At 67.4% G+C, this 25,169-nt stretch carries 26 protein-coding genes; 1 reads left to right on the forward strand and 25 read right to left on the reverse strand.

All coding sequences use genetic code 11. The annotated features are described in order from the left end of the window. Positions 1-116: 116 nt before the first annotated feature. The 19 genes from ACSLGO_RS09560 to ACSLGO_RS09650 all read right to left on the reverse strand — a co-directional run bounded on the left by ACSLGO_RS09560 (position 117) and on the right by ACSLGO_RS09650 (position 18,627). On the reverse strand, positions 117-995 hold the full coding sequence (locus ACSLGO_RS09560) for a hypothetical protein (RefSeq protein WP_436400991.1): 879 nt from the start codon (positions 993-995) through the stop codon (positions 117-119). Between the two features lie 77 nt (positions 996-1,072). Beyond that, positions 1,073-1,924, reverse strand: a complete 852-nt coding sequence (locus ACSLGO_RS09565; protein ID WP_277664464.1) for a GNAT family N-acetyltransferase — start codon at positions 1,922-1,924, stop codon at positions 1,073-1,075. 10 nt (positions 1,925-1,934) lie between these two features. Continuing rightward, positions 1,935-3,101 (reverse strand): flavodoxin-dependent (E)-4-hydroxy-3-methylbut-2-enyl-diphosphate synthase, encoded by a 1,167-nt coding sequence (gene ispG / locus ACSLGO_RS09570; protein WP_055240429.1) that lies wholly within the window; start codon positions 3,099-3,101, stop codon positions 1,935-1,937. Positions 3,102-3,225: 124 nt separating this feature from the next. Then, the gene (locus tag ACSLGO_RS09575) at positions 3,226-3,519 is read right to left on the reverse strand and encodes a YciI family protein (protein WP_091606243.1); all 294 of its coding nucleotides are present in this window, start codon (positions 3,517-3,519) and stop codon (positions 3,226-3,228) included. A 20-nt stretch (positions 3,520-3,539) separates the two neighbouring features. After that, positions 3,540-3,992: a hypothetical protein gene (locus ACSLGO_RS09580; protein WP_091606247.1), complete on the reverse strand. Its 453-nt coding sequence runs from the start codon at positions 3,990-3,992 to the stop codon at positions 3,540-3,542. A 66-nt stretch (positions 3,993-4,058) separates the two neighbouring features. After that, positions 4,059-4,691, reverse strand: a complete 633-nt coding sequence (locus ACSLGO_RS09585; protein WP_091606250.1) for a MarR family transcriptional regulator — start codon at positions 4,689-4,691, stop codon at positions 4,059-4,061. 64 nt (positions 4,692-4,755) lie between these two features. Continuing rightward, positions 4,756-6,096, reverse strand: coding sequence for a M50 family metallopeptidase (locus ACSLGO_RS09590; RefSeq protein WP_436400992.1), 1,341 nt, complete (start codon positions 6,094-6,096; stop codon positions 4,756-4,758). Positions 6,097-6,106: 10 nt separating this feature from the next. Continuing rightward, positions 6,107-7,339 carry a 1-deoxy-D-xylulose-5-phosphate reductoisomerase gene (gene dxr / locus ACSLGO_RS09595; protein ID WP_091606255.1) on the reverse strand — a complete coding sequence of 411 codons (1,233 nt, stop codon included), beginning with the start codon at positions 7,337-7,339 and terminating at the stop codon, positions 6,107-6,109. Between the two features lie 108 nt (positions 7,340-7,447). Then, positions 7,448-8,125, reverse strand: coding sequence for an NAD(P)-binding oxidoreductase (locus ACSLGO_RS09600; RefSeq protein WP_386886244.1), 678 nt, complete (start codon positions 8,123-8,125; stop codon positions 7,448-7,450). Between the two features lie 81 nt (positions 8,126-8,206). Next, positions 8,207-9,025, reverse strand: a complete 819-nt coding sequence (locus tag ACSLGO_RS09605) for an HpcH/HpaI aldolase/citrate lyase family protein (protein ID WP_325786552.1) — start codon at positions 9,023-9,025, stop codon at positions 8,207-8,209. A 98-nt stretch (positions 9,026-9,123) separates the two neighbouring features. Beyond that, complete coding sequence (locus ACSLGO_RS09610; protein ID WP_419243388.1) at positions 9,124-10,506, reverse strand: MFS transporter; 1,383 nt, start codon at positions 10,504-10,506, stop codon at positions 9,124-9,126. Then, positions 10,503-11,435, reverse strand: coding sequence for a hypothetical protein (locus tag ACSLGO_RS09615; protein WP_325786554.1), 933 nt, complete (start codon positions 11,433-11,435; stop codon positions 10,503-10,505). Before ACSLGO_RS09615 ends, ACSLGO_RS09610 begins: the two co-directional genes overlap by 4 nt. Before the next feature lie 4 nt (positions 11,436-11,439). Further along, positions 11,440-12,396, reverse strand: coding sequence for a polysaccharide deacetylase family protein (locus ACSLGO_RS09620; RefSeq protein ID WP_325786555.1), 957 nt, complete (start codon positions 12,394-12,396; stop codon positions 11,440-11,442). Next, complete coding sequence (locus ACSLGO_RS09625; RefSeq protein WP_436400993.1) at positions 12,393-13,073, reverse strand: isochorismatase family protein; 681 nt, start codon at positions 13,071-13,073, stop codon at positions 12,393-12,395. Before ACSLGO_RS09625 ends, ACSLGO_RS09620 begins: the two co-directional genes overlap by 4 nt. A 22-nt stretch (positions 13,074-13,095) precedes the next feature. Next, entirely contained in the window at positions 13,096-13,767 is a 672-nt protein-coding gene (locus ACSLGO_RS09630) for an isochorismatase family protein (RefSeq protein WP_436400994.1), read from the reverse strand. Then, a complete protein-coding gene (locus ACSLGO_RS09635; RefSeq protein WP_386917344.1) occupies positions 13,764-14,060 on the reverse strand; it encodes a Dabb family protein in 297 nt (98 codons plus the stop codon). The genes ACSLGO_RS09630 and ACSLGO_RS09635 overlap by 4 nt, the downstream gene beginning before the upstream one ends. A gap of 12 nt (positions 14,061-14,072) precedes the next feature. Next, positions 14,073-14,819, reverse strand: a complete 747-nt coding sequence (locus ACSLGO_RS09640) for a maleate cis-trans isomerase family protein (protein WP_386917345.1) — start codon at positions 14,817-14,819, stop codon at positions 14,073-14,075. Between the two features lie 8 nt (positions 14,820-14,827). Further along, positions 14,828-16,930 carry an FAD-dependent monooxygenase gene (locus ACSLGO_RS09645; RefSeq protein ID WP_436400995.1) on the reverse strand — a complete coding sequence of 701 codons (2,103 nt, stop codon included), beginning with the start codon at positions 16,928-16,930 and terminating at the stop codon, positions 14,828-14,830. Beyond that, a complete protein-coding gene (locus ACSLGO_RS09650; RefSeq protein WP_387005010.1) occupies positions 16,927-18,627 on the reverse strand; it encodes a nitrilase-related carbon-nitrogen hydrolase in 1,701 nt (566 codons plus the stop codon). The genes ACSLGO_RS09645 and ACSLGO_RS09650 overlap by 4 nt, the downstream gene beginning before the upstream one ends. A 229-nt stretch (positions 18,628-18,856) precedes the next feature. Here ACSLGO_RS09650 and ACSLGO_RS09655 point away from each other — a divergent pair, with 229 nt between their 5' ends. Continuing rightward, on the forward strand, positions 18,857-19,633 hold the full coding sequence (locus ACSLGO_RS09655; protein WP_436400996.1) for an IclR family transcriptional regulator: 777 nt from the start codon (positions 18,857-18,859) through the stop codon (positions 19,631-19,633). 77 nt (positions 19,634-19,710) lie between these two features. Here the strand turns inward: ACSLGO_RS09655 and ACSLGO_RS09660 are convergent, their stop codons facing one another. From ACSLGO_RS09660 to ACSLGO_RS09685, 6 genes are read right to left on the reverse strand one after another with little or no spacing between them, the layout of a single operon-like run. Continuing rightward, positions 19,711-20,664 carry an ABC transporter permease gene (locus ACSLGO_RS09660; protein ID WP_436400997.1) on the reverse strand — a complete coding sequence of 318 codons (954 nt, stop codon included), beginning with the start codon at positions 20,662-20,664 and terminating at the stop codon, positions 19,711-19,713. After that, complete coding sequence (locus ACSLGO_RS09665; RefSeq protein WP_436400998.1) at positions 20,661-21,656, reverse strand: ABC transporter permease; 996 nt, start codon at positions 21,654-21,656, stop codon at positions 20,661-20,663. Before ACSLGO_RS09665 ends, ACSLGO_RS09660 begins: the two co-directional genes overlap by 4 nt. Next, a complete protein-coding gene (locus tag ACSLGO_RS09670; protein ID WP_325786565.1) occupies positions 21,653-21,934 on the reverse strand; it encodes a hypothetical protein in 282 nt (93 codons plus the stop codon). Before ACSLGO_RS09670 ends, ACSLGO_RS09665 begins: the two co-directional genes overlap by 4 nt. Beyond that, entirely contained in the window at positions 21,934-23,010 is a 1,077-nt protein-coding gene (locus ACSLGO_RS09675; RefSeq protein WP_419243393.1) for an oligopeptide/dipeptide ABC transporter ATP-binding protein, read from the reverse strand. Before ACSLGO_RS09675 ends, ACSLGO_RS09670 begins: the two co-directional genes overlap by 1 nt. Beyond that, entirely contained in the window at positions 23,007-24,056 is a 1,050-nt protein-coding gene (locus tag ACSLGO_RS09680; RefSeq protein WP_386917352.1) for an ABC transporter ATP-binding protein, read from the reverse strand. The genes ACSLGO_RS09675 and ACSLGO_RS09680 overlap by 4 nt, the downstream gene beginning before the upstream one ends. Further along, entirely contained in the window at positions 24,053-25,135 is a 1,083-nt protein-coding gene (locus ACSLGO_RS09685) for a class I SAM-dependent methyltransferase (protein ID WP_436400999.1), read from the reverse strand. The genes ACSLGO_RS09680 and ACSLGO_RS09685 overlap by 4 nt, the downstream gene beginning before the upstream one ends. Positions 25,136-25,169 lie beyond the last annotated feature (34 nt).

Below are 25,169 nucleotides of genomic sequence, written 5' to 3' on the forward strand. Positions count from 1 at the left end.
CGAATCCGTTTCCGCAGCCTCAGGCTGCACCAAAGTGGGAAGTTTCTCCCTACTAATCTAGCCCCTGGTGCCGGGTGAGCCGGACACGGCAGGGCCGGTGCCGTTAGCGGCACCGGCTAGCGGGAGGCCAGGCCCAGTTCCGCCAGGACCGCGTCGATGAGCAGGCCCGCTTCTTCAGCGGACCGCTGCGCGTCCCGGGGCGCCGGCCGCGACGCAACGAGGCGCACGTTCCCGGTCCTGGCGCTGACCACCACGAGGCGCGTGTTTCCCGCAGCGGAACTCGCTGCGGTGTCCAGCGCCAGGATGTGCTCCGCTGCAGTAGTGACCTCCAGGCGGGTGTTCGTCACCGTCACGGTAGCGCCGTCACCGGCCATGCGGACTTCCGCACAGTCGGAAAGGACTGCCTCGTCAATGTAGTCGAGGGTGTCGAGGATGGATTCGTCGGCGTAGGCCGCTACGTTGAGGACGCTCGCGGCCCCTGCGTCCGTGCCGTAGGCGAGACCGGCCAGCGAGGCATCCTGCACCGCGGACACCGAGGCGGTGGCGGCGATTTCCGCGCAGGCAGCAGGTTCGAAGGTCACCTCGGTTCCTGCAGCGGCCTCAGTATCCGGCAGCACTGCACGCAGTGCTGCCTCGCTGAGGACTTGGCCGTCCAGTGCCAGGGAGCGGTTGGCTGCGGCAACGGCGGCTTCGAGCCGTGCCGAACTGAATTCGGGATCCCCAGCGCCCGCTGGGCTGCCGGAACTTCCGCCCGGCGATGCGAACCCGGGCGGCGCCGCGCCCCGGGCAGCGTCCGTGCCGGGCGTGCTGCCGGGCCCCGTTTCCTGCCCCGTTGACGGCGCCGGGGACGGCGCAGGTGCCGCCGGTGCACCCGCTCCGGGATCCGCCGGCACCGTGACCGAGGGCGCTCCGGAGCTTTCCCCGGGCACGCCCGCGCAAGCTGGGAGCAGCAGGGCTGCGGCCAGCAGGCAGGAGAGGAACCGGACCCGGGTCATGGTCGTCCCAGCCTAGGGCGCGCCGGGACGGAAGGTAAGGCTGAGGCCGCTGCACCCGCGGTTTTGGGCGCTGGCAGCTAGAACAGGATGGTCGCGAAGGTACCCACCTGGCGGAACCCCACGGATTCGTAGGTCGCCCGCGCAGGGGTGTTGTAGGAGTTCACGTACAGGCTGGTGACGGGCGCAAGTTCCTGCGCGAACCGGACGACGGCGGACATGTACGCGGCGCTCAGGCCCCGTCCGCGGTAGGCCGGATTCATCCAGACCCCCTGGACCTGGACAGCACGGCTGGAGACGGTTCCCAGCTCAGCCTTGAAGATCACCTGTCCGGCGCCGTCGAACTCCACCAGCGAGTGGCCGTTCTGGATCAGGGAGAGAACCCGCTGGCGGTAATGCCTGCTGCCGCCGGCAACGGGCGAGTAGCCGACTTCTTCTTCGAACATGGCCGTGCAGGCGGGCAGTAGCCGGTCCAGGTCAGCCGGGCGGGCCCGGCGCAGGCCGGGAGCCGGCGTCACCGGCGACGGCCCGGCGATTTCCAGAAGCGGCTGGTCGCTGCGCACATCGAAGGGACGCGGCGAGTTGTGCTGCAGCTCGGACCACAGGGACAGCACGGCCTCCGCCGGGCCGAACACCGAGGAAAAGCGACGGCCGGTACGGGCCAGGTAGGCACCGATCTCCGGGCCGTTTTCGGCAGTGACGCCGGTGGGCACAACGTTGACCCCCGCCCAGCACGCAGCGGTGAGCCTTCCGTCGTCGAACACTCCCAGCACCTGGCCGCCCGCCGCCGTGGGAGCAGCGGTACGGGTGGTTTCAAGGTGCGAAAGCAGGAACGTGTTAGCCACCGGGTCTGCGGCGGCAAGTTCGGTGAGTGCCGGGGTGTCAGCCGCACCGAGGATGCGCAGCGTTCCCGTCATGTTTCCGCTGCGCATCTTCTCCGTCCTAGCCGACGGTAACCATGGGGCCACCCGTGCCAGCATCCTCGCCATCGGCCTCCCCCATGTCCTCGGCGATCCTCATCGCTTCTTCGATCAGGGTTTCAACAATCTGGTCTTCCGGAACGGTCTTGATGACTTCGCCCTTGACGAAGATCTGGCCCTTTCCGTTACCGGAGGCTACACCCAGATCGGCCTCACGCGCCTCACCCGGTCCGTTTACTACGCAGCCCATGACAGCGACGCGGAGCGGAACTTCCATGCCTTCGAGTCCGGCGGTGACCTGCTCGGCGAGGGTGTAGACGTCCACCTGGGCGCGGCCGCAGGAGGGGCAGGAGACAATTTCCAGCTTCCGCGGCCGCAGGTTCAGCGACTGAAGGATCTGGTTGCCAACCTTGATTTCCTCCACGGGCGGTGCCGAGAGGGAGACACGGATGGTGTCGCCGATGCCCTTGGAGAGCAGTGCACCGAAAGCGGTGGCGGACTTGATGGTTCCCTGGAAGGCCGGGCCTGCCTCTGTGACGCCCAGGTGCAGGGGCCAGTCGCCGCGCTCTGCGAGCAGCTCGTACGCGCGGACCATTACCACCGGGTCATTGTGCTTTACGGAGATCTTGAAGTCGTGGAAGTCGTGTTCCTCGAAGAGGCTGGCTTCCCAGACGGCGGACTCGACCAGCGCTTCGGGAGTGGCCTTGCCGTACTTGGCCAGCAGGCGGGGGTCCAGCGACCCGGCGTTGACGCCGATCCGGATGGACACGCCGGCGTCCTTGGCTTCCTTGGCGATCTGCTTGACCTGGTCATCGAACTTGCGGATGTTGCCCGGGTTCACGCGGACCGCAGCGCAGCCGGCTTCGATGGCCGCGTACACGTACTTCGGCTGGAAGTGGATGTCCGCAATCACCGGGATCTGCGACTTCTTGGCGATGATAGGCAGCGCCGCTGCGTCATCGGCGCTGGGGCAGGCTACGCGCACAATGTCGCAGCCCGACGCCGTGAGCTCGGCGATCTGCTGGAGGGTGGCGTTGATGTCCGTGGTGGGCGTGGTGGTCATCGACTGCACACTGATCGGGAAGTCTGACCCGACCCCTACGGAGCCCACCTTGATCTGGCGGGTTTTGCGCCTCGGGGCAAGGACGGGCGGCGGTGCTGCTGGCATTCCTAGGTTGACCGAGGTCAAAACATCCTCCATGTGCCCTGCGGGCAGTTCATTAGTCTCCGGCGGCGGGGATAAGCGCGCCTGTCCTATTATCCACCCGCCTGCTGCACGCTGTGCCGCAGGCGGGTGGAATATCACTCAGGGCTTAGCCCGCCAGGTGCGCAAAGGCACCCGTGACCGGCTTCCACTCGGTGGTCTTGAGTCCGGAGATGCCGCCGCCAACGGCGAGCGGATCCTGCTTCAGCAGGTTGTTCAGCTCGTCTTCGTCTGCGGCAGTGAAGATGAGCAGCGCGCCGGCGCCGTCAGTGAACGGACCGCTGGCCAGGACCTTGCCCTCTTCAACCAGCGCGGCAAGCCATTCGCGGTGGGCCGGACGGTGCTCGTCCCGCACTGCTGCCGATTCGGCGTCGTACACGTACTCAACTGCAAAAATACTCATGATTCCCACCCTAAGGGATGTCAGCCGTGCAGCAGCGCCACCCGGACGGCGGCGGCAATGCCCACGGCCCAGAGCATGGAGGCCAGGGTTCCGATGATGAACCGCTCGGCGGCGGCCGGTGTCTCCTTGAGTTCGGCGTACCGGCCAAGTCCCTTGATGGCGACTACGTACGCTATGGCAACCGGCTCATCAGCGAGCACGGCAGCTGCCACGGCGAGCCGTTCCAGGAACCCAATCACCAGTCCGCCGCGCAGGACCACGGGCCCGGCCGGCCGAGGCGGGCGGCTGGGCAGCGGCGGAATCACGGGCTCCCCGGCCAGGTCATGGACCTGGTCCGCGGCCGGGTCGCGGGCGGGGTCAGGTCCGGGGCGGGCGGCTTCCACCGCACGCGCCAGTTTCAGCACTCCGCTGGTGACCGGCCATCCGCCGACGGCGGCCGCCGCCAGGCCCAGCACGATCCAGAGCAGGTCCATGGAACTCCTTGTCTTCCTCGAGATGGCAGAAACTGCACGTCTCGGCGCTGTAACGGGCAGTTTCTGCTATCTCGGCGGAGAACCGGCTGCGCGGTCCGCCCGGTCGAGGAGCACCGCTGCTGCGGGACGGGCGGCCCACTCTTCCTGCCATTTGGCCCGCTGGACGGCGTTGCTCACTGCCTGGGAACTGACCCCGAGCATACGTGCTGCGGCGCTTTGGGCTCCCCATTTGTGCGGGTCGACGTGTTCCAAAATCCGCCACTCCGCTTCGCTGCGGCCGCAGACCAGCCCGGCGATCAGCACCAGCACGGCCTCGGCATGCGCGGCCGCTTCAGCGGCTTCTTCACCGGCTTCCGGCGCGGCGGCGACGGCGAGGGGCGGACGGTCACCGGTTTTCTTGGCGCGGTCGACGGCGGCGCGCGCGGCGATGAACGCCTCTCCCCCGGCTTCCCGTGAGGAGGCCGGCAGGGGCCGTCCGACCGTGCCTACGCCTATTCCTACGGACCAGCCGCCCTGGCGCAGCGCCGCCAGGGCCGCGTTCACTGCAGCATCCGCAGACGAGGCCACGCCCTGCACCTCGTCCCCCACGGTCCGCTCAAACGGAAGCTCCAGTTCTTCGGAACCCAGCAGGTTGAGCAGCTCCGGCACCCGGTCAGCAGTCTTGCGGCTGTCCTTTTGGTCGATCGTCAGTACGAACATGCCTGAAACCGTATTCGATTGCAAAAAGATTTACAAGCAAAATAGGTTTCAGTTTCATTTGAAACTAGAAAAAACTGACGGGCTTCACGATGTCCGCGTAGATCAGCAGGGCACCCATTCCCATGAGCAGCACCGCGACCACGTACGTCACCGGCAGCAGCTTAGCCATGTCAAACGGCCCGGGGTCGGGTCGGCGGAACAGCCTGGCGACACCGCGGCGCAGCGACTCCCACAGGGCGCCCGCCACGTGTCCGCCGTCCAGCGGCAGCAGCGGAATCAGGTTGAACACGAACAGTGCCAGGTTCACGCTGCCCACAAGGCCGATCAGTACAGCCACCCGGTTCTGCACCGGGGACTCTTCCATGGAGGAAATTTCACCGGCAATCCGGCCAACGCCTACTACGGACATGGGACCGTTGGGATCGCGTTCCTCGGAGGAGAAGGCAGCCTGCGCAACGTCGGCGAGGCGCTGCGGAAGGTTGATGACGACGCCGGCAATTCCCTGCAGGTTCTCCCCCACCATGGGCAGCACTTCGGTGGCGGGCTGGCGCACCAGCGCGGTCTGGGAGCCGACGCCGATGAAGCCGACTTCCTCGGTCACCGGGTTGCCCGCATCATCGAGGACCGGTGTGCCGTCCTCTTCCGTGACGGGACGTTCGGTCAGCAGCGGGGTGATGGCGGCTTCGGCCTCGACGCCGTCCCGCTCATAGGTCACGGTGACCGAGCGCCCGGCGGCTTCGCGGATCAGCTCTGAGAGCTGCGCCCATTCCTGCACCGGCTGCCCGTCGAAGCGGGTGATCGTGTCTCCGGGGAGCAGTCCTGCCTCGTGCGCGGGAGCCGCAGGGTCCGTGTCCGCACATTCGGTCTGGCCGGCCGCCGCCTGGCTGCCGCTGATCACGCATTCGTTCACCGAGGCGAGGGTGGTGGTGGCCTGGGCGTTGCCAAAGCCCATCAGCAGCACGGCGAAGAGCACGACGCCGATGAGCAGGTTCATGAAGGGCCCGCCCAGCATGATGATGATCCGCTTCCAGACCGGAAGTTTGTAGAAGACCCGGTTCTCGTCACCGGGCTCCAGCCGGTCCGTTTCGGCCTGCCTGGCGTCCACGGCGAGCTGCTGGAACATGCCGGTGCTGGAGCGGCGCACATCGCCGTCGTGCGTTTCCTTGTTGGGCGGGAACATGCCGATCATCGACACGTAACCCCCCAGGGGCAGGGTCTTGACGCCGTACTCGGTTTCGCCGCGGCGGCGGGAGAACATGGTGGGGCCGAAGCCGATCATGTACTGCGTCACGCGGACCTTGAACGCCTTGGCCGGCAACAGGTGGCCAACCTCATGCAGCGCGATCGATACCGCGATGCCGGCGGCCACGAACAGCACGCCGAGGATAAAAAGTAGAACGCTCAACGGAACTTCCTTAGTTCTTGCGGCCTCCGCCGATTCGTGCCCGGGCTGCGGCCCGGGCCCACTTCTCCGCCGCCAGCACGGAGTCAAGTGTCAGTTCACCGGACTCGGTGTGCTCGGCCAGCACGGCGGCGATCGTATCAACTATGTCTGTGAATCCGATGAGACCGTCGTGGAAGGCATCAACGGCTTCCTCGTTGGCCGCGTTGTAGACCGCCATGCCGGTTCCGCCGGAGGCAGCTGCTTCCTTGGCCAGGCGGACCGCCGGGAACGCTTCCTCATCCAGCGGCTCGAAGGTCCATTCGGTGGCTTTGGTCCAGTCGCAGGGCGCTGCGGCGCCGGGCACGCGCTCCGGCCAGCCCATTCCCAGGGCGATGGGCAGCTTCATGTCCGGCGGGGAGGCCTGGGCAATGGTGGAACCGTCAGTGAACTGCACCATTGAGTGCACTATCGACTGCGGATGCACCACGACGTCGATCTTCTCCAGGGGCACGTCGAACAGCAGGTGGGCCTCAATGACTTCCAATGCCTTGTTGACCATGGTGGCGGAGTTGGTGGTGACCATCCGCCCCATTTTCCAGGTGGGGTGGGCCAGTGCCTGTTCGGGCGTCACGTCTGCGAGTTCGTCCCGGCGGCGGCCGCGGAAGGGTCCGCCGGAAGCCGTGACCACCAGCCGGTCAACTTCCTCGAACGTGCCGGAGCGCAGCGCCTGGGCCAGGGCCGAGTGCTCTGAATCCACGGGGACCAGCTGGCCGGGACGGGCGGCCTGCTTGACCAGGGCGCCCCCCACGATCAGTGATTCCTTGTTGGCCAGGGCCAGCATTGAACCGGCTGCCAGCGCTGCCAGGGTCGGTTCCAGGCCGATTGACCCGGTCATGCCGTTGAGGACAACTTCGGCCTCGGGCCAGGCGGCGACGGCAGTGGCCGCACCCGCGCCGACGAACAGTTCGGGGTCATACCCGGTCACGGCGGCCTCGTCGCAGGCACGGCGCAGGGCATCCTTCAGCGTCGCCAGGTCCACTGCTGCGCAGCCGACGGCGGCGGCGCGGGTGTGGACGGCCTGCCGCGCCAGCAGGTCCAGGTTGTTACCGCCGGCTGCCAGCGCCACAATGCGGAAACGGTCCGGGGCAGCGTCCGCGACGTCGATGGCCTGGGTTCCGATGGAACCGGTGGAGCCGAGCAGGACCACGCGGCGGGGAATCCGCGGGCCGGTGGACGGTGCCGGCCGGTCAGAGGCTGCTGTCATCGGTTCGGTGGGCTCAGGTAGCTGCATGCCTACCAGTATCCCGCACCGGGTGCCCCCACTGCGTCAGCTGCGGGAGCGGGTACCAGGGATGCCGGGGCGTTGTCCCGCTTACAACGCGGAGTGCAGGGCATCCACGGCATCCGGGATCGGATCCGTTCCGGTCACCAGTCCCAGGACCTGTCCGCTGCCGCGGCCGGTTTTGGCCAGCTCCGCCAGCACCGCTGCAACGTCCTGGCGCGGAATGGTGCTGGACGGCACTACCGGCGCCAGCTCCACCAGCCCTACGGGAGCGCCGTCGGTCAGCGTGCCCGGCCGGATGATGGTCCAGTCCAGCTCTGTCCGTGCCATCAGATCTTCCTCCGCGGCGCGCTTGGCCAGCAGGTAGGCGTACATGGTGTCCTGGAGGCCTTCGGGCCGTGCACCGCCGATGACGGCTTCGGTACCTGCTGAGGACACCTGGATCAGGCGGCTGACTCCGGCCTGCTCCGCGGCTTCGGCGAGCAGCACCGCACCGGCCCTGTCCACGCTGTCCTTCCGCTCAACACTGCTGCCTGGTCCGGCCCCTGCCGCGAACACGGCCAGGTCCGCACCGGTGAGCACCTGGGTGAGGTCTTCCAGTGTGCTGTTCTCCAGGTCCAGGATCACCGGCGCCACCCGGTCAGCTTCAAGGTCGGCAGCCTGGTCCGGGTTGCGGATCAGGCCGGCGACGTCGTGGTCCGCGGCAACCAGGAGCCTGCCGGTTTCGCGTGCAATCTGCCCGTGGGCTCCAGCTATGACAATGCGCATAGCCCCAGTATCCGCGGTGCCTGCCCGCCCCGTCTGCCGGGTGCACAAACTCCGCGCCGCAGGAGGGCAATTACCTCCGTGTCAGCCTGCAATCCCGGCACGGCGGAGGGTCTGCTCGGCCTGGCGCAGCAGCGGACCGTCAATCATTTCGCCCCGGAAGCTGAAGACTCCGCCCTTGCCCCTGGCAGCCTCAAGCAGCTCACGGGCATAGGCTTTGTCTTCCTCGGAAGGCGCGTAAGCTGCCCGGACTGCGGCCACCTGCCCCGGATGGATGCAGGCCTTGGCCGCGAAACCCGATGCCGCGCCGTCGCGGGCTTCTTCCTCCAGCCCGGCGGTGTCCTCAATGTTCCCGTAGATGGAGTCGATGGCACCCTTGCCGTAGGCGCCTGCCGCCAGGAGGACGGTGGACCGGGCCTGGACCGCCACGGGCCGGTACGTGCCGTCGGACCGGCGGCTGGATTCGCCCCCCAGGGACGCCAGGAGGTCCTCGGCTCCCCACATCAGCGCGTCCACGTTCTTCTCCCGTGCAATGTCCGGGGCACGCAGCACACCGAGTGCGGTTTCGATGAGAGCGATGACGCTCACGTGCCGCAGGGCGCGTCCAATTTCGCCCGGATCCTCCGCCTTGGCGGCCATGACGTAACGGTAGCCGGTGGCGGCGAGCGCCTCCATGTCGGCACGGAAGGACGTGCTGTGCACCGGGTTCACCCGCACGATGGTCCTGTCCGGGTCCAGCGCGGACGCGGCGAGGTTCTCGCGTGCTTGTTCCTTGTCTTCAAAGGCGACGGCGTCTTCAAGGTCCAGGATGACGGCGTCCGCCCGCTGGGCAGCCTTCTCGAAGCGCTCCGGACGGTCCGCCGGGCAGAACAGCAGTGCAGGTCCCATGGGGAAAGTAGTCATTGGCTTGGCTCCTTGGCGGTAGTGCGGGGTTTCTTTCAACCTACCGGTGAGCTGCGCCCGCCCGGTAGCGCAGGAACGGCCCGGACGGGATATGGGCATCAGGTCCGCCGTACGGCGCCGACGGCGTTGACCGCGGCCAGCACCCCACCGGCAGCAGCAATCGTGGTCCCCAGCGCCGGCGCGCCGCCGGCGGGCGCTGCCAGCACGGCGTCCACCACCACTACCGACAGGGCGGCCCCTACATACTGGGCCGTTCGGTAAAGTCCGCTGGCGACGCCGATTTCCCCGGGAGGTGCCACGGCCTGGAGCAGGGACTGGTTTCCCACGTTGTTGAAGCCGTTCGGGATACCCAGCAGGGCCCCGACGGCGGCCAGCAGCCACACAGGCGCGCCGGCGGTCCAGGTCAGCGCAAGCACCGTGCCGGCCACCAGGAATGCCGCTCCTCCGATCAGCAGCAGCCACCGGGGCCGCAATTTCCTGCCGGCGGCCGTCGCTGCCAGCGTCGAGAGCACCCCGACGCCGAAAACCGGGATCATCAGTGCCCCGGATTCGGCAGGGGTCAGTCCGCGCGTGCCCTCAAACCAGAGCGGCAGGCCGTAAAAAACGCAGTAGAACGCTGTAAAGGTCAGGACCGCACGGCCGCAGGTACGCAGCACGCCCCGTTCGCGCAGCAGCAGCCGGACATCCACGAAGGGCTGTTTCGTGTTCAGCTCGCGCCAGGCGAACAGGGCACCGAGCGCAGCTGCGGCCGCCAGCAGTGCGGCGGCTGTGACGAGCGTTCCGTCCAACTCCAGCAGTCCCGCCATCAAAGCGACCAGCGCCAGGACAAACAGGAGAAGGCCGGGAGCGTCGAGGAGTTTCAGGATGGTCCGGGCGCTGCGCGGCTGCGGCCGGGGATCCGGTGCCACGGTCCTGAAGACCAGCAGGGCGGATACAGCCACCAGCGGGATGTTGGCCCAGAAGATGGCCTGCCAGCCGCCTGCCATAACCAGGAACCCTCCTATGGACGGGCCGATCGCGGCCATGGTTTGCCCGCAGAGCGCTATCGTTCCGATGGCGCGGCGGTTGGAGGCGTTCCGGTCTTCTGCACTGCGCCGGATGATCGCCATGGCGGCCGGGAAGTGGATGGATGCACCAATTCCCATCAGCACCCGGACGGCGATCAGTTCGGCAATGCCCGGGGCGAACGGACCAAGCATTGATCCGGCCAGCACGATGCCCAGCCCCGCAAGGTAGAGGCGCCTTGCTCCGAACAGGTCAACGAGGCGGCCTGCGGTGGGTGAAGCCACAGCACAGGCGATGTACATGCCGGATACCAGCCAGGGAAGGGCTGACTCGTTGCCGTAGAACACTCCAATGGAGACCATCGCGACGGCGATAATCGAGGAGTTGAACCCCTGCAGGATAGTGCCCGATCCCAGTGCCCAGCCGAGCCTGCCGGGGAGCTCAGGCCGGACTTCGGCCGCTGGTGCCCGGGTCACGGCCGTCCGGCGCCTGGTACCGGATCCGGGACCAGCGCGGATGGCAGCGCGAAGGCAACGTCCGGACGGGACACGAGCCGGCCCAGGAAAGCGTCGGCGACGTCGGCGAAACACGCCTGCCCCAGGACCCACCCGAACCAGCTCAGGCCAAGGAACCGGTGCCCGCTGCTGCGGACGTCCTCAACCAGCTGGTCAACGGTGTCATCGAGCAGCTGCTCGTAGTCGTCGAAGGGCAGTCCCCGCGTGTACAGCGCAAACATGTCCTCCGTCTCAAGGCTGAAGGGCACCGCTGTCAGGCCGGCGGCAGGTCCGGCGAGGGCAACCGGCGCCTCATCCAGGGTCCAGTCCCCGAACCAGCTGATGCCCAGGTCTGCCAGCAGGGAGCTGGTGCGCGGGGTTGAGGTCCGTTCCGGGGAGAACCAGCCCCGCACCTGCCGCCCGGTGGCCGTCTGCACGGTTTCGAGCGATGCGGCGATGTAGGCGCGTTCGGCGGCCGTGTCCATGGCGGGATCCAGCACGATGTTCGCTGCGGCTCCGCGGGCCACGATTTCCCCGGCTCGCTCGCCCAGCGCCCGGCCCAGGCCGGGCAGTGCGGCGGCATGTGAGTCCAGTGCCACGGCGGCCGGGACTCCGTGCCGGGCGGCGATGTCCAGCAGGCGAAAGATTCCGGTGGTGAGGCCAAAATCCCATTGGGACAGACGGGCCACCTGGCCGGGGCGTGGCTCGCCGGTTTCACGCCCCACCCCGCCCTGCATGGCCAGTGGCTTGTAACAGCCCGGCGGCACCGGATCGGCGTAGCGCGGGGCGTGCAGCAGCAGGGAGACGGTCAGCGGCGCCCCGCCCTGCCAGGCAGGCCGGAAGGGTTCGTAGCTGCGGGGAATGTCCGGTGCGTACGGAACGGCGTGGGCCGGGTGGTGGATGATGGGCACTGTGTCAGCTCCTAGCCAGGGCGGGCTGCCCGGCCGCAGCAGCCAGTTCCTGGGCGTACGCGAGCTGGGCATCGTAGTGGTGTTCGAGGTAGTAGTCGGTGATTTCACCGGCGGTGGCCAGCCAGACGTTGTCCTGGCTGCGCAGGAACCCAAAGATGTCCCGGATGTGCCGGGAGAGATGGGGCTGTCCTGCCACAAAGGGGTGGGTGGCCACGCAGGCCACCCGTCCCTGGCCGTCCGCGGCCGCGTCGCGCAGCAGACGGCTAACCTGCGCTTTGGCCAGTCGTGCGAAGGAACCGCCGGAGAAATGCTTGGCGTGCAGCAGTGGAACGTCGTTGAGCATAAACGAGTACGGGATGGAGACCAGCCGCGCGCCGCTTGCCGTGCGCAGCGGCCGGGGCTGTTCATCATGGATCCAGTCCGCGTGGTAGGTCATGCCGTGGGCGGCCATCAGCTCGCAGGTGTTCTCCGTGCCGGAGACCTTGGGCCCGAGCATTCCCTTGATCGGCTTCCCGGTGTAGGAGAGGGCCAGGGCCTGGTTCAGTTCGTAGAACTCGGTTTCCTGCTCAGCAGACATGCCGTAGAGCGGTCGCAGGTTGTTGATGCCGTGGCTCATCACTTCCCAATTCCGCTCCAGCATGGCGTCGCGTACCTCGGGGAGTTCCTCCAGGACCTGCAGGCTCAGGGAAACCGTGGCGGGGATCTGAAACTCATCCACTGCACGCAGCAGCCGCCAGAATCCCACCCGGTTGCCGTAGTCCCGGTGGGTGTAGTGCTGGAGGTCCGGTGTGGAGACCCGTCCCTGCACTCCTCCCCCGCCCGGAGGCACGTAGTCATAGTGCTCCACGTTGGGCGCGTGCCACACAGCGACGGTCTTTCCCCCGGGCCAGGTCACGCGGGGCCGGTCCGGCAGGGGCGCGTAGACGAGGCGTTCGTCATGGCGAATGGCGGCTCCGTTCATGCCGGAAGCGCTCCGTGTCCGGGCAGTGCGGCTGCGAGGGAAGCGAACCGGTCCAGGGTTTCTGCCAGCCCCACTACGTCCCCAAAACGGTCCTGCATGTCCCAGAGGCTGACTTCTCCGGAGAGGGTGCGGAAGTCGTCCACGCACTCTTCGACGACCGATACCCGGTAGGAGCGGTAGGCGGCGTCCATCACGGTGGCGCGGACGCAGCCGCTGGTGGAGGTTCCGGCAACGATCAGTTCGTCGGTGCCCAGCTGCCCCAGCAGGTCATCCAGGCGGGTCTTGTAAAACGCGGTAGCAACGGTCTTTTCGACGATGTGATCGCCCGGTTCCGGTGCAACGACGGTAGAGATTTCGGTCCAGGGGTTGCCGCGCAGGCAGCGTTCGGTGAGCGAGGAGCGCACCCGCTGGGCCAGCATGCGGTCCTGGAGGTCATCCAGGACCATCTTGATGTAGATGACGGGCACGCCGGCGGCACGCGCTGCAGCCAATAGTTCCGCTGTTGCCTCAAGGGCGGCGGCGGCCGAAGGGCCGCAGCCCTCGTGTTCCACGAAGGCCCTTTGGAAGTCGACGACGACGACGGCCGGACGCTGACCCGGTCCAACACGGGGACGCTCGGCACGCAACTGCCGGATCTTCGCCATTTCCCGGTTCCAGTCGGGGCTTTGGATGCTCATGGGATGTCCTGTTCTGTGGGGTTTAGGGCGCCGGAGATTCGGGGAGGCTTGCCAGGTAGTCTTCGATCCAGGACACCGTCTCGACGTCCGCGATCTTTGCCTGGATGTCCACGAGGTTCGAGGCGTGGATTTGCGGGTGCCGGTCCCCCACCGCGTCTTTAGCCACAATCGGGATGAACCCGTTCTGAAGCGCGTCCAGGGCAGTGGCCCGGATGCATCCGCCGGTGGTGAGGCCTGCTACCAGGACCGTGTCGATCCGCGCCGCTGACAGGAGGGAGGCCAGCGGGGTGCCGAAGAACGCGCTGGGGTACTGCTTGGTGATGAGGGTTTCGCCGGCTTCGGGGCCGAGTCCGGGAATGAACTGTGCCCAGCGGCTCGCTTCGTGCCAGACCCGGGTAGCCGGCACCTTGCGGGCAAACAGTCCGCCGTCGCCGGGGCCGGAGAACCGAACCCGGGTAACGTACACGGGGATTTCGTGGCTGCGGGCAGCGGCCAGCAGGCGCTGCATGCCGGCAACGGCGGTTTCCACGCCGGCGTACAGCGGTGAAGCCTGATCCGTGTAGGCAGTCGCCGGATCCACGAGGAGCAGAGCCGGGCGTGCTCCCGGGCCCAGGCTGCCGTCCAGTCCGGCGGCACTGAAGTCGGACGTGAAATCCGCTGCGCTGCGCGGGACCGGCACCGGCACCGGACTCATTCGCGAACCTGGACGAAGGCCTTGGCCGCGATTGCCGGGGCAATGCGCTCCTGGACCAGTGCCACGTGGGCTGGGTGGATCTGATAAGCCCGCCAGGCGGCTTCATCCGCGAATGCCACTTCAAAGTGGATATCCGCGTTGCCGTCCTTCAGCCCGGCGTCCTGTGCTGCCTGGACGGATTCGACGCCGGGCACCAGGTCCCGCAGGGCCGCTAGGCCGGAGAGGATGTCGCCGGCTGCGGCAGGGTCTGCGTCCGGGCGCAGGGTCAGCAGGCCAATGTGTCGGAATGCCATGCGGGGCTCCTTCTAGAATTCTTCGAGCAGACGCCCGAAGCCGGTGAGTTTGTCTTCGATTCCCTGGGCACGCAGGGCGTGCCAGATGGTGGCGGCGTTGATGGCGATCACGGGTTTGCCAAGTTCTTTTTCAAGTTCGGCGGCCACTTCAACGGCGCACAGGTTGGTTCCGGCCTGCACCAGGGCGTCCACCTCCGGGCCGTCAACGGCGAGGAACGCTTCGCGGATCTGTTCCCGGGTTACTTCGGAGATGTTGGTGGCCGAGGTGCAGGCGAAACCGTGCACTTGATGGACTTCGTAGCCCATGTCGGTGAAGTAGGCGCGGACCTGCTCATCGCCAACCGGCTGGTAGGGGGTGATGAAGCTGATCCGGCGGGCGCCGAATTTCTTCAGGGCCGCATCACAGGCAGCCGCGCCGGTGGAAAGTTCCAGTCCCCCGGCCCGCTCGCGGATACCGGCTTCGAAGGCTGCGGCGCCTTTGGCGCCGCCCCAGAAGGTCTCAGCAGACATGCCCATGACTATGCGGTCCGGCTCAGCAGTGAGCACGTCCCTGACCGCGTACCCGGTCTGGGTGCGCAGGTCCTCAAGGAATTCGACGAACGAGGCGTCGTCGCTGAGTTCCGGCTGGCTGATGAAGATCCGGCTGGCCGCGAAGCTGACCCCCGGCGGGCGCATGAGGTTGTATTCGGCTTCCACCACGGTGTTGGTGGACGGCACTATCACGCCCAGGACGGCGCGTTCGGAGAGATAGGAGGGCATTGTTTTCCTTAGGTGGTCTGGGACGAAAGGGCTCCGGCGGCAGCACCGGAGGCAAGCAGGGCGTTCAGGGAGGTCCAGCCGAGCTGTTCGGTTGCAACGGGCCATGCCTGGGCGGCCAGTGACTCGTAGGCTCCGCTCAGGGCACTTCCGGCAGCCAGCAGGCCGGTCACCGGGTAGAGGACGAGCGCCACGCCGGCAGCGGACAGCTCTTCCAGGGCGACGGGGGCAGGGTTCCTGGCCTCGGACCGGTTCAGTACGAGCCGTTTGCCGGTGGCCCGGTGCAGTGCCGTGAGTTCCGCGAGGGAAAGCGGTCCTTCGGGGAAGATGAGGTCCGCTCCGGCCGCGGCGTAGGCCCGGGCGCGCTGCAGGACGCCGGGGAACCCTTCGGCAGCGTATGCATCGGTGCGGGCAATGACCAGCAGTTCCCGCCGTGCTGCTACAGCGGCCTCGATCTTGGCGGCGGCTTGCTCCGCAGGCAGCACTACCGGCACGCCGGACGGTGCCTTGGGCTGGAACTGGTCCTCGATGGTGATGGCGGCAGCGCCGGCGCGTTCGTACGCCGCGGTGGTGTGTGCCGCCTGCCGCGCGTCGCCGTACCCGCCGTCGCCGTCTGCAATCACCGGCAGTCCGGAAGCCGCAGCCACCGGGCCGAGCTGGGCAAGCATGTCCGTCCGGCCAACATAGCCCTGGTCCTGGCAGCCCAGGCTCACGGCTGCCGCTGCCGCACCGGAGACGAAGCAGGCACCGAACCCGGCGTTGCGCACCAGGGCCGCGCTGACGGCGTCGTAGGCCCCGGGCGCCACCACTGTGCCCGCGGACAGGGCCGCCCACAGCCGGCGGCCGGCGGGCGCCGCAGCGCTTCGGGCCGCCCGCAGTCCGCCCTCAAGCAGGTCGTTGGAACGGGCGACCGCGGAGAGCATGGAGGAATTGAGCAGGTAGCTGCGGGACAGCTCGCGGTCGGCGGCGATGCGCCCCAGCTTGACCGTTCGCTCGTGCCGAGCTGCGGTGTCCGTTTCCTGCAGGTCCTTGTAGTTCTGGATGGTGTTCTTCTGCAGGAAGTTCACCGCGGTGCTGCGCCGGGCGTCGTCGTAGGCCTTGGCCGCCAGTTCGGCGTCGGCGCCTGCCAGGGCTGCGGCCACCGTCCTGGCGGCAGCAACGGCGTCGTGAATGCCGCTGTTCATGCCCATGCCGCCCAGCGGGTTGTTGACGTGCGCACTGTCTCCGGCCAGGAGTACCCTCCCCGCTGCCATGGTCGAAGCAACTCGCTGCTGCACTACGTAGATATTCGCGTGGTCCAGCGGATAGCTGCCGTCCTTCGGCGCCACGTTCTGGATGCGGCGTTCGATCGTCGCGGGGTCCAGCGCCTCGGCGTCGGAAGTGCCTTCACCGATGGGCATCAGGACACGCCAGTGCCGGGGAGTGCGCAGCAGCACACCCCAGTCCGCGGGGTCGGAGAGGTAGGCCACCAGAGCCAGGTCATCGAATTCCTGCGCCAGTTCATGCGTCGTGGAAGCGACCAGGAAACGCTCGGGAAGCGTGAGCCCTTCGAATGCGATACCCAATGACTTGCGGATCTTCGAGCGCGCGCCGTCGGCGGCTATCAGCCAGTCAGCGGTGTAGCTGGGCTGGCGTCCGTCCCCCTCCAGGAAGACGCGCGCGTTGCCGGTGCCCAGTTCAACACGCTGGACCGGCGCGCTGAAGCGCAGGGTTGCGTGCGGATAGTCGGCCAGCTTGGCGAGGATGACTTCGGTGAGCCGGTTCTGCTCGCACTGGAGCCGGTAGGGGAACCGGGTGTCATCGGAGAGTGCTTCGAGCAGCAGGTCCGCCAGGATGGCACCTGACTTGTCCCGGTACTGGAACCGGGGAGCCGGCAGGCCGAGTGCCTCAACCTCGGCCAGGATGCCCAGGTCATCCAGCATCTCGAGGCTGGGCGGATGGAACGTGGACGCCCGGGATTCCTCGGCAAGGTCGGTGCCGGCTTCCAGGACTGTGACTGGTATGCCGCGCTGCGCCAGGGCCAGGGCGGCCACCATACCGGTGGGTCCCATGCCGGCCACCAGGACCTGCACGTGGGTGCCCGCCTGGCTGTCCGGGCTGAATGTGCTTGTCATCGAGCTGCCACCTCCGTGGTCCGGGTGAAAGGTTGGTAGATAAAGGGCTGCCGGGTGGCTACCGGGTCCAGGTGGAACCCCTGGACCTTGGAGTGCGAGCCGCGCAGGTCAAGCTCAACCTTCATCTGCTCTTCGAACCCGCCGCGGCAGGTCCAGGCGGTCGGAAAGCGCATCAGGGCGATCGGCTGGCCGGGAACGAACTCGTCGGACTCGACCACCTGGCTGCCCAGTTCGCTGGCTGAATCGAGCCGGGCCGCGGACACGAGGTGAACGCGGTTTTCCTCGGTGCGCTGGACCGCAGCCACCTTCGCCGCCTCAGGCCGGTCCCAGCCGGTGGGGTGGACGATCAGTTCCGCACCGCGGAGGGTGAGGACACGGGCGGCTTCCGGATACCAGACCTCCCCGCCGGTCATAAAGCCGATCCGGCCTATTCCGGTGTGTGCCACGGTGAGGTCATCGCCCGGTGTGGCCCAGCCTTCCGAGGACTCCAGATGGGTCTTTCGGTAGCGTGCGCACACGCTGCCGGAGGAATCAATCAGCCAGGTGGTGTTGAAGAACGCACCGTCTTCTTCTTCCACCAGATTCACCGCGACGTAGAGGCGGGCCTGCTCCGCCGCAGAGCGGAGCTGCTCCAGGGCCCCGGCGCTGAACTGTGCGGCGGCGTGCGGATCGGCCGCCACCTCGCCGGGCCGGAAGCAGAACATTTCCGGCAGTACGCCCAGGGTTACGGCACGGGTGCCGGCATAGGCGATCTGGCCCAGGGCGCGGGTGAGGGTCCAGTCCCGGTTGTGGAACCACGAGACCTGCAGCGGGGCAACGGTGATCAGTTTGGAGGGCATGTCTCCGGCCGGGCCGTACATCGCTGCAGCGTGGACGTCCTCCACCGGAAGGACCAGGTCTTCGTACAGGTCGGGACGGCGCGCGGCGAAGATGTCCCCGCGAGCCGGGTCTGTCTTGTCATCCGCAGTAGCCGGGTCAAGGTCCGCCCAGACGAGCTCTTCGGCGGCTTCCCCGGCGGAGGCCAGCACGGTTCCGTCAGGCGAGACGATCTGTGATCCGCCCATCCACGGGTAGGCGTCTGCAGGCCCGCCGACCGTGTTGGAGGAAACGTGCCAGACCCGGTTTTCCATCGCGCGCTGCGGTACGTGCAGGCGGTGCTCGTCCGGGCCGCGGCTGTTCAGGGAGTTCAGCAGCACCTGCGCACCGTCCAGGGCCAGCAGCCGCGGAACTTCGGGCACAATCCCGTCAGCGCACATCAGCAGGCCGAGGCGGCCCAGTTCAGTGTCGACGGCGGTGACCGGCTCGGTGCCCGGAACAAAGAGCGTGTATTCGTAGTCCCAGAAAATGTGCTTGCGGTGCACCTTGGCAATTGCCCCGTCAGCATCGATCAGGATCTGGCCGATGTAAACGTCAGGGGCGTTCACCCCGCGCAGGTCCACCCCTGCGGCGATCCAGATGCCCAGTTCGGCGCAGGCTGCGCGCAGCCCGGTGACGAACTCACCGTCCAGGTCCTCCGAATGTTCCCAGGCGCCTTCGCGGGTGGTGAAGTCCCGGACCCGGTTGGCGTTTTCCGGCAGCACCAGCAGCTGCACACCGGCCTCGGCGGCTCGGCGCATCCAGCCAATGCAGGCCTGCAGGTTGGCCGCGCTATCCGGACCCGAGAAGAACTGGGCGGTGCCAAAGCGGACCTTCGCCATGGAGCTTCCTTTCCTCAGCTACACCCAAACCAGCAATTGCCATATTATGGGAATAGATTCCTATTAACTGGGAATAACGCTAGTCAGGTGGGCGGGACCCCGTCAACGCGGAACGGCAGGCGAAACAAGCATTTAACAATTGCTGGGACTGAAATTCCCATAGGATGGCTCACCAGTGGCCGCAAAACGCACTGCCCATTCAGACCAAACCAACCCACAAGGACCAGGGATGACCCCAACTGCCCGCACCAAAGGAACCAGCGGAGCCGAGACCGGCCGGAAGACCCTCAGCGTGCTTAGCCTCTTCACCGGCTCCCGCCCCACCTGGACGGTCGCCGAGCTGGCGCAGGAACTGGGCCTGACGACGTCGACCGCCTACCGCTATGTGGGATTGCTGCGCGAGGAGGGTTTCCTCGAATCCGCAACCGACAGCGCCTACCGGGTCACTGCCCGCGTCCTGGACCTTGCCGCCGCGCACACCGCAAGCCGTACGGACATTGTGGACATCGCCGTTCCGGTCATGACGCGGCTGCGGGACGAGGTCGGTGAGACCGTGCTGATTGCCCGCCGGGCCGGGGACTACGCATACTGCGTGGAGCGGGTGGAGTCCCAGCAGGCCGTGCGGCTGCAGTTCCGCCGGGGCCAGGCCATGTCCCTGCACTCCGGCTCGATCCCCCGCACGCTGCTGGCCTACATGCCCCGCGGTGAACGGGAGCGCTACGTGGCCTCCGTCGATGCGCAGGTAGCGTCCGACACGCACCGTGCCCTCCTCACGCCGGAGGCCCTGGACGAACTGGCGCGGACGGGGCGCACTGAGAGTTTCGAAGAGATCGATCCGCAGATCTGGGGCTGCGCGGCAGCTGTACACGCTCCCGGCGGAGAAGTGCTGGCTTTGGGCACTGCGGGGCCCGTCTACCGCCTCCAGGACGCTGACCGGGCCCGCATCCAGGAACGCATCGCCGACGCCGCACGGCAGATTACCGACGCGCTCGCCGTCGCAGGCTAGTTCCGGCGCGCTGCAAAAGGCACCTGCCCGCTCCATGGAGCGGGCAGGTGTCCTTTTTTTACAGCAGGACCGGTTGCTCAGCTGAGCTCGGGATCGTGTTTGGACTTGGGGCTGCCAGGGGTCAGGGCATCGCGCAGCGAGTCGCCGAATGTGTTGAATGTCAGAAGGATGACCATGAGCACAGCCCCGGGTGCGATGGCCGCCCAGGGGGCCAGGCGCAGGTCGGTCTGTCCGTCCGCCAACATGGAGCCCAGGGTGAACTCCGGCGGCTGCACGCCCAGTCCCAGCAGCGAGAGTCCGGATTCTGCCAGGGTCAGGATGCCCGCCATGTTGGTCCACAGCACCACTACGGGACTGATCACCGAGGGCAGTACATGGCGGAACATGATCCGCGGCGCCGAAGCCCCGTAGGTCCGGGCCGCGGTGACGTAGTCCACCCTCCGTACCTGGGAGACGGTGGAGACGATCACCCGGGAGAAGGTGGTCCACCCCCAGTAGCCCAGGAAGACAATCAACATGACCGCACCGGATCCCACGACGGCGGAGAGCGCGATTCCCACTGCCGCGAACGGCAGGGCCAGCTGCACGTCGGCCAGCCGAAGCAGCACCGTGCCAAGCATCTTCTCGTAGTAGCCGGCGAGCACACCCAGCAGCAGGCCGAGGCAGGCGGCGATGGTCGCGGCGGACAGGCCGATGACCAGGGACAGACGCAGTCCATAGAGCAGGCGGGAAGCAATATCCCGGCCCAGGGCATCGGTGCCCAAAAAATGCTCGGAGGGACCTCCGAGCCAGGCCGGGGCCAGGTTGATGCGCAGCAGGTCCTGTTCCCGGGGATCGAACGGAGCCAGAAACTCCGAAAAAAGCGCGCAGCAGGCCAGCAGCAGCAGGGCCGCACCGGAGAGGCGCGCAGCCCAGCCGGAGAACACGGCAGTGGTGACTTCACGGAATCGGGAGGGCGCCTTGGACCTGGGCCGGACTCCGGGTGAATCCGGTGTTGCCGCAATCGCCGGCGGCGGTGTCAGTACTGTCATTTCGCGACCTTCGTTCGAAGTCGGGGATCCATCAGCGTCACGATCGCGTCGATGGCCAGGTTGATGACGGTGATGAGCGCGGCAATCGCAAACACGCCGGCCTGCACCACGGGGAAGTCACGGTTGGTGACGCTGCGGACCAGCAGCGCTCCAAGCCCGCCGTAGTTAAAGATCGGTTCGAGCACCAACAGCGAACCGAAGGAGATCGAGAAGAGCAGCCCCACGAAGGAAATCAGCGGCGGCAGCGCGGTGGGCATGGCGTGGCGGAACAGGACCCGGACCGGGGAAATGCCCTTGGACCGGGCCATCAGTATGTGCCCCTCCCCCAGGACATCCAGGAACTGGCCGCGGACCAGTCTGGAGAGGGTAGCCACGGAGCTCAGGGCCAGTACAGCAATGGGTAGCACCGTGTGCGCCGGTGTTCCGCTGCCGGTGGCCGGAAGCAGCCGCCAGGTCAGGGAGAAGACGAGCACCAGGAGCAGGGCGAGGAAGAAGTAGGGGATGCCGTCCAGCAGGAAAGCGGCGGACATCAGCGCCCGCGAGCGCGCCTTGGAACGCTTAAGTGCCGCATAGATCCCGATGATGAAGGCCGCGGCGACGCCGATCACCAGGCCAGGCAGCAGCACCTGCAGGGTCAGCGCCATGCGTTCGGCCACCAGGGCTGCGGCGTCCAGGCCAAAGGTGTAGGAAGTGCCTAAGTCCAGCCGGAGCGCACCGGCAAGGGCGGAGAAATACTGCTCGAGCAGCGGCTTGTCCAGGCCGAACCGCTCGCGGGTGAGCTGGATCTGTTCCTCGGTGGCGTCGGGTTCAGAGAACAGGACGGCGGGGTCTCCGGACATGCGGGCCAGGACGAACAGGAAGGACACAACGCCCCAGAGGACAAAGGCGAGCAGTCCGGCCCGCTTCAGCAGGTACAGCGCAACGCCGCGAACCTTTTCGGTTCTTTCCCTGGAAACAGTGGTGCCCGCGCGGGGCAGGGTCGCGGCGCTCACGGCAGCGTCGCTCCCGCGCCGCGGGCCGCGGCAATCAGCCGTGACGTAAACGCTTTGCCCGCCTCTTCCAGTTCGGCCTGCAGCTCCGGGCCTGGAAGGGCTGCATCAATGTCCTCGCGGCGGAGTCCGGTGTGCCCGGCGAGCAGGGTTTCGGTGACTGCCTGGCGGTCCCGCAGCACGGAGACCTCCGAGGCCAGTTCCAGGATCATGCCCATCAGGGCATCCATGTCCTGGGCGGGATCCAGGTACTTGGCATTTTCGACGGCGAAACCGGGCATTACTTACCTCCTGAGGGGACCGGAACCGCGGCGGGGCGGTTCAGGGAGAAATCTGGGATGTGGGCCAGCGGGTGGGGAATGGCCGGGACCGCGGTTTCCTGGCCGGGGACGGTGAGTTCACCGGCCCGGTGGCAGGCGACCATGCGTCCGGAGCCGTCGTTGGTGAGCACCGGCCGGGAGATGCGGCACAGATCGGTGGCCAGCGGACACCGGGTGCTGAAGGCACAGCCGGACGGGACCTGCGACGGCGAGGGGATGTCTCCCTTGGGCACCAGGCGGTGCTCGGGCGCCCGCCCCATGGAGACAAGGGAGACGGTGTACGGGTGGCGCGGATTCGCGAAGATCTGCTCCGCCGTGCCGTACTCGACGATCCTGCCCAGATAGAGCACCAGCACCTTGGTGCTGATGTAGCGCACCAGCTCCAGGTCGTGGCTGATGAAGAGGTAGGAGATCCCCCGCTCGGCCTGGATGTCGCGGAGCAGGTTCACCACCTGTGCCTGGACCGAAACGTCCAGCGCAGCGGTGGGTTCGTCGGCCACGATCAGGCTGGGTTCCAGCATCAGTGCCCGCAGCACCCCTACCCGCTGGCGCTGCCCGCCGGAGAGCTGGCGCGGATAGCGCAGGGACCAGGCCGGATCGATCCCCACGCTTTCAAGTGCCTCTTCCACCTTGGCGGTGCGGGTCCGTGCGTTGCCGACCCGGTGCACCTCCAGGGGCTCAGCCAGGGATTCGCCCAGCCGCAGTGAGGGGTTCAGGGCTGTGCCGGCGTTCTGGAAGATCATCGCCGAGCGGCGGCGCAGGTGCCGGGTCAGGCGCCGGCCGCGGAGCCGGGTCACGTCCTCACCTTCAAAGTAGATCCGTCCGGCGGTGGGTTCGTAGAGCCGCAGCGCGGCCCGGCCCAGGGTGGTTTTTCCGGACCCGGATTCGCCCACGACGCCGACCGTCTGCCCCGGGAGCACCGACAGCGAGACATCGTCCACGGCAACCACCTTGCTGCCTTTGGCGCCCTTGAAGTGCTGTTCCAGGGACATGATCTGCAGGACCGCTTCGGGGCCGTGCGCCGTTTCGGAGTTCATTCGGTGCCTTTCTGGGCGGAGACCGCCTGCTGGACGCGGACGCAGGCGGTGCGGTGGTCCGGAACGGTGAGGGCCAGCAGTCCGGGCACTGCCGCGGAGCATTCCGGAGCGGCGGAGGCGCAGCGCGGCGCGAAGGCACAGCCGGGAGGAAGGTCATCGAGTGCCGGCGGGCGTCCGGGGATGGTGAGCAGCCGGTCCCCGCCCTGGCGTTTGGGCTGCGCCTGCAGCAGTGACCAGGTGTAGGGGTGCTGGGGGTTGCCCATGACTTCCTTCATGGGTCCCTGCTCCATCACCGTTCCGCCGTACATCACCACCAGGTGGTCGGCCAGACCGTCGATGACGTCCAGGTCGTGGGTGGCGATCACGATAGTCAGCCCCATCTCGCGGTTGAGTTCGCGGAGGAGCTCGAGGATCTGTTCCTGGGTGGTGACGTCAAGGGCGGTGGTTGGTTCGTCGCAGAGCAGCACCCTGGGCCGGGCCACGAGCGCCATGGCAATCACAATGCGCTGCAGCTGCCCGCCGGACACCTGGTGCGGGTAAGTGCGCATCCTCGCCTCCGGGTCGGGGATGCCGACGCGGGCGAGCATGGCCACGGACAGGTCCCAGGCGGCGGCCTTGGACAGGCCCGGATCTGCCGCACATGCGGATTCAACGAGCTGCCCGCCGATCGAGTGCATGGCGTGCAGGGCGCTCCACGGGTCCTGGAAGATGACGCGGGCGTAGCTGGCCCGGAAGGAACGCATGTGGGCCGGGCTCATGCGGGTGATCTCGTGGGGACCTACCAGCAGTTCCCCGCCGACGCGCGCACCCCAGGGAAGCAGCCGGACCATGGCGAGCATCGCCGTCGATTTTCCGGAACCGGATTCCCCGGCGAGGGCAACGATCTTCCCGGCGGGGACGTCAATGTCCACGCTGCGCAGGATCTGCAGTTCCCCGGTAGCGGTGGGCAGGTGGACGCTGACGCCCTTCAGGGAGATGCCGTTTCCGTCCCCGGCTGCCGGCAGGGGCGCCTGCGCCTCAGGCAGGGCCGGAGCGGCGGTGCTCATGCGTTCTCCAGCGGCTTGCGTGCGGTGAGGATCCAGGGGTAGACGCCGTCCGGTGTCAGTGCTCCCTCAGTGATGTCCACGAAACCGGCCGCTTCCGCCCATTCGCCAAGCTGTGCCGTGGCTGCGGTACGCCACCACGGCTCGTTGCCGTGCTCGGCGTCCCAGTCGTCATTCCACGCCTTGTACGGTTCGCAGGCGCGGTAGGGAGTTACGTCGGAGAAGTGGATTTCACCCCCGGGTTCCAGCAGCCGCAAGGATTCGGCCAGGATGGCACGGGTGATGTGCGGCGGGACTTCGTGGAGCAGGATGAAGGAGGTGACCAGGTCAAAGGAGGCATCCGGCAGGCCGGTCTTTTCCGCCAGTGAGCGTACACAGCGCCAGTTCAGTCCGGCGTCCAGGGAGCGGCGCTTGGCGTAGTTCAGTGAGGTGCGGGAGGGATCCAGGGCCGTGATCTCTGCCTCGGGGTAGGCCTCGGCGAGCATCATCGTGTACTGGCCGGTGCCGGCGCCCAGGTCCAGGATGCGCCGGTAGCCGCTGCGCGGGGCGGCTTCTGCCACCTGTTTGCGCAGGGCGAAGATGTTGTTTCCGTAGGCGGCCATCAACAGGTACTTGTAGACCAGCTCAAAGTGGATGAACCCCATGTGTTCGTGGCCGTCCCAGCCTCCTGCCGTGCCGTGGAACTCGTAGTCCCAGTAGCGCGGCACCTCATCGCCGAGCAGGTCTTCGACCAGCCCTGCCGGAACCGAGGCCAGCGCTTCAAGGTCTGCGCGGGAGCGTTCAAAGGCTGCGACGGCGCGTGGGGTGGTCTGGTCCCGGCACCAGCGAAGCACCGACCCAACAACGCGCTGTTCCGGAAGATCTGCCAGGACGGGCGCTGCAGCGTTCCGCAGCGCGGTGATGTCCGCCCCGGACTCCCCTGCCAGGACGCCGGCCGTTTCAAGCGCGGCACGGACGTCCTGGCGCAGCGGCAGCAGGGCCCCGCGCATCTGCCTGAGGAAGGCCAGCTCGGACCGGCCGCGCTGGTCAATCCGAATCTGGGCCTGGGCCTGGGCGGTCAGTGTGGCTGAGGGAGCTGCCATGGGGGGGGTGTCCTTCCGTACGGGGTTCTGCGGT

The organism is Arthrobacter sp. IK3, assembly GCF_051337705.1.
GTDB lineage: Bacteria > Actinomycetota > Actinomycetes > Actinomycetales > Micrococcaceae > Arthrobacter_B > Arthrobacter_B koreensis.

Coding starts and splice junctions, on each gene's coding strand:
- ACSLGO_RS09560 (WP_436400991.1), bottom strand. CDS start 995: ATGACCCGGGTCCGGTTCCTCTCCTGCCTGCTGGCCGCAGCCCTGCTG.
- ACSLGO_RS09565 (WP_277664464.1), bottom strand. CDS start 1,924: ATGCGCAGCGGAAACATGACGGGAACGCTGCGCATCCTCGGTGCGGCT.
- ACSLGO_RS09575 (WP_091606243.1), bottom strand. CDS start 3,519: ATGAGTATTTTTGCAGTTGAGTACGTGTACGACGCCGAATCGGCAGCA.
- ACSLGO_RS09580 (WP_091606247.1), bottom strand. CDS start 3,992: ATGGACCTGCTCTGGATCGTGCTGGGCCTGGCGGCGGCCGCCGTCGGC.
- ACSLGO_RS09585 (WP_091606250.1), bottom strand. CDS start 4,691: ATGTTCGTACTGACGATCGACCAAAAGGACAGCCGCAAGACTGCTGAC.
- dxr (WP_091606255.1), bottom strand. CDS start 7,339: ATGACAGCAGCCTCTGACCGGCCGGCACCGTCCACCGGCCCGCGGATT.
- ACSLGO_RS09600 (WP_386886244.1), bottom strand. CDS start 8,125: ATGCGCATTGTCATAGCTGGAGCCCACGGGCAGATTGCACGCGAAACC.
- ACSLGO_RS09605 (WP_325786552.1), bottom strand. CDS start 9,025: ATGACTACTTTCCCCATGGGACCTGCACTGCTGTTCTGCCCGGCGGAC.
- ACSLGO_RS09620 (WP_325786555.1), bottom strand. CDS start 12,396: ATGAACGGAGCCGCCATTCGCCATGACGAACGCCTCGTCTACGCGCCC.
- ACSLGO_RS09625 (WP_436400993.1), bottom strand. CDS start 13,073: ATGAGCATCCAAAGCCCCGACTGGAACCGGGAAATGGCGAAGATCCGG.
- ACSLGO_RS09630 (WP_436400994.1), bottom strand. CDS start 13,767: ATGAGTCCGGTGCCGGTGCCGGTCCCGCGCAGCGCAGCGGATTTCACG.
- ACSLGO_RS09635 (WP_386917344.1), bottom strand. CDS start 14,060: ATGGCATTCCGACACATTGGCCTGCTGACCCTGCGCCCGGACGCAGAC.
- ACSLGO_RS09640 (WP_386917345.1), bottom strand. CDS start 14,819: ATGCCCTCCTATCTCTCCGAACGCGCCGTCCTGGGCGTGATAGTGCCG.
- ACSLGO_RS09645 (WP_436400995.1), bottom strand. CDS start 16,930: ATGACAAGCACATTCAGCCCGGACAGCCAGGCGGGCACCCACGTGCAG.
- ACSLGO_RS09650 (WP_387005010.1), bottom strand. CDS start 18,627: ATGGCGAAGGTCCGCTTTGGCACCGCCCAGTTCTTCTCGGGTCCGGAT.
- ACSLGO_RS09655 (WP_436400996.1), top strand. CDS start 18,857: ATGACCCCAACTGCCCGCACCAAAGGAACCAGCGGAGCCGAGACCGGC.
- ACSLGO_RS09660 (WP_436400997.1), bottom strand. CDS start 20,664: ATGACAGTACTGACACCGCCGCCGGCGATTGCGGCAACACCGGATTCA.
- ACSLGO_RS09670 (WP_325786565.1), bottom strand. CDS start 21,934: ATGCCCGGTTTCGCCGTCGAAAATGCCAAGTACCTGGATCCCGCCCAG.
- ACSLGO_RS09675 (WP_419243393.1), bottom strand. CDS start 23,010: ATGAACTCCGAAACGGCGCACGGCCCCGAAGCGGTCCTGCAGATCATG.
- ACSLGO_RS09680 (WP_386917352.1), bottom strand. CDS start 24,056: ATGAGCACCGCCGCTCCGGCCCTGCCTGAGGCGCAGGCGCCCCTGCCG.
- ACSLGO_RS09685 (WP_436400999.1), bottom strand. CDS start 25,135: ATGGCAGCTCCCTCAGCCACACTGACCGCCCAGGCCCAGGCCCAGATT.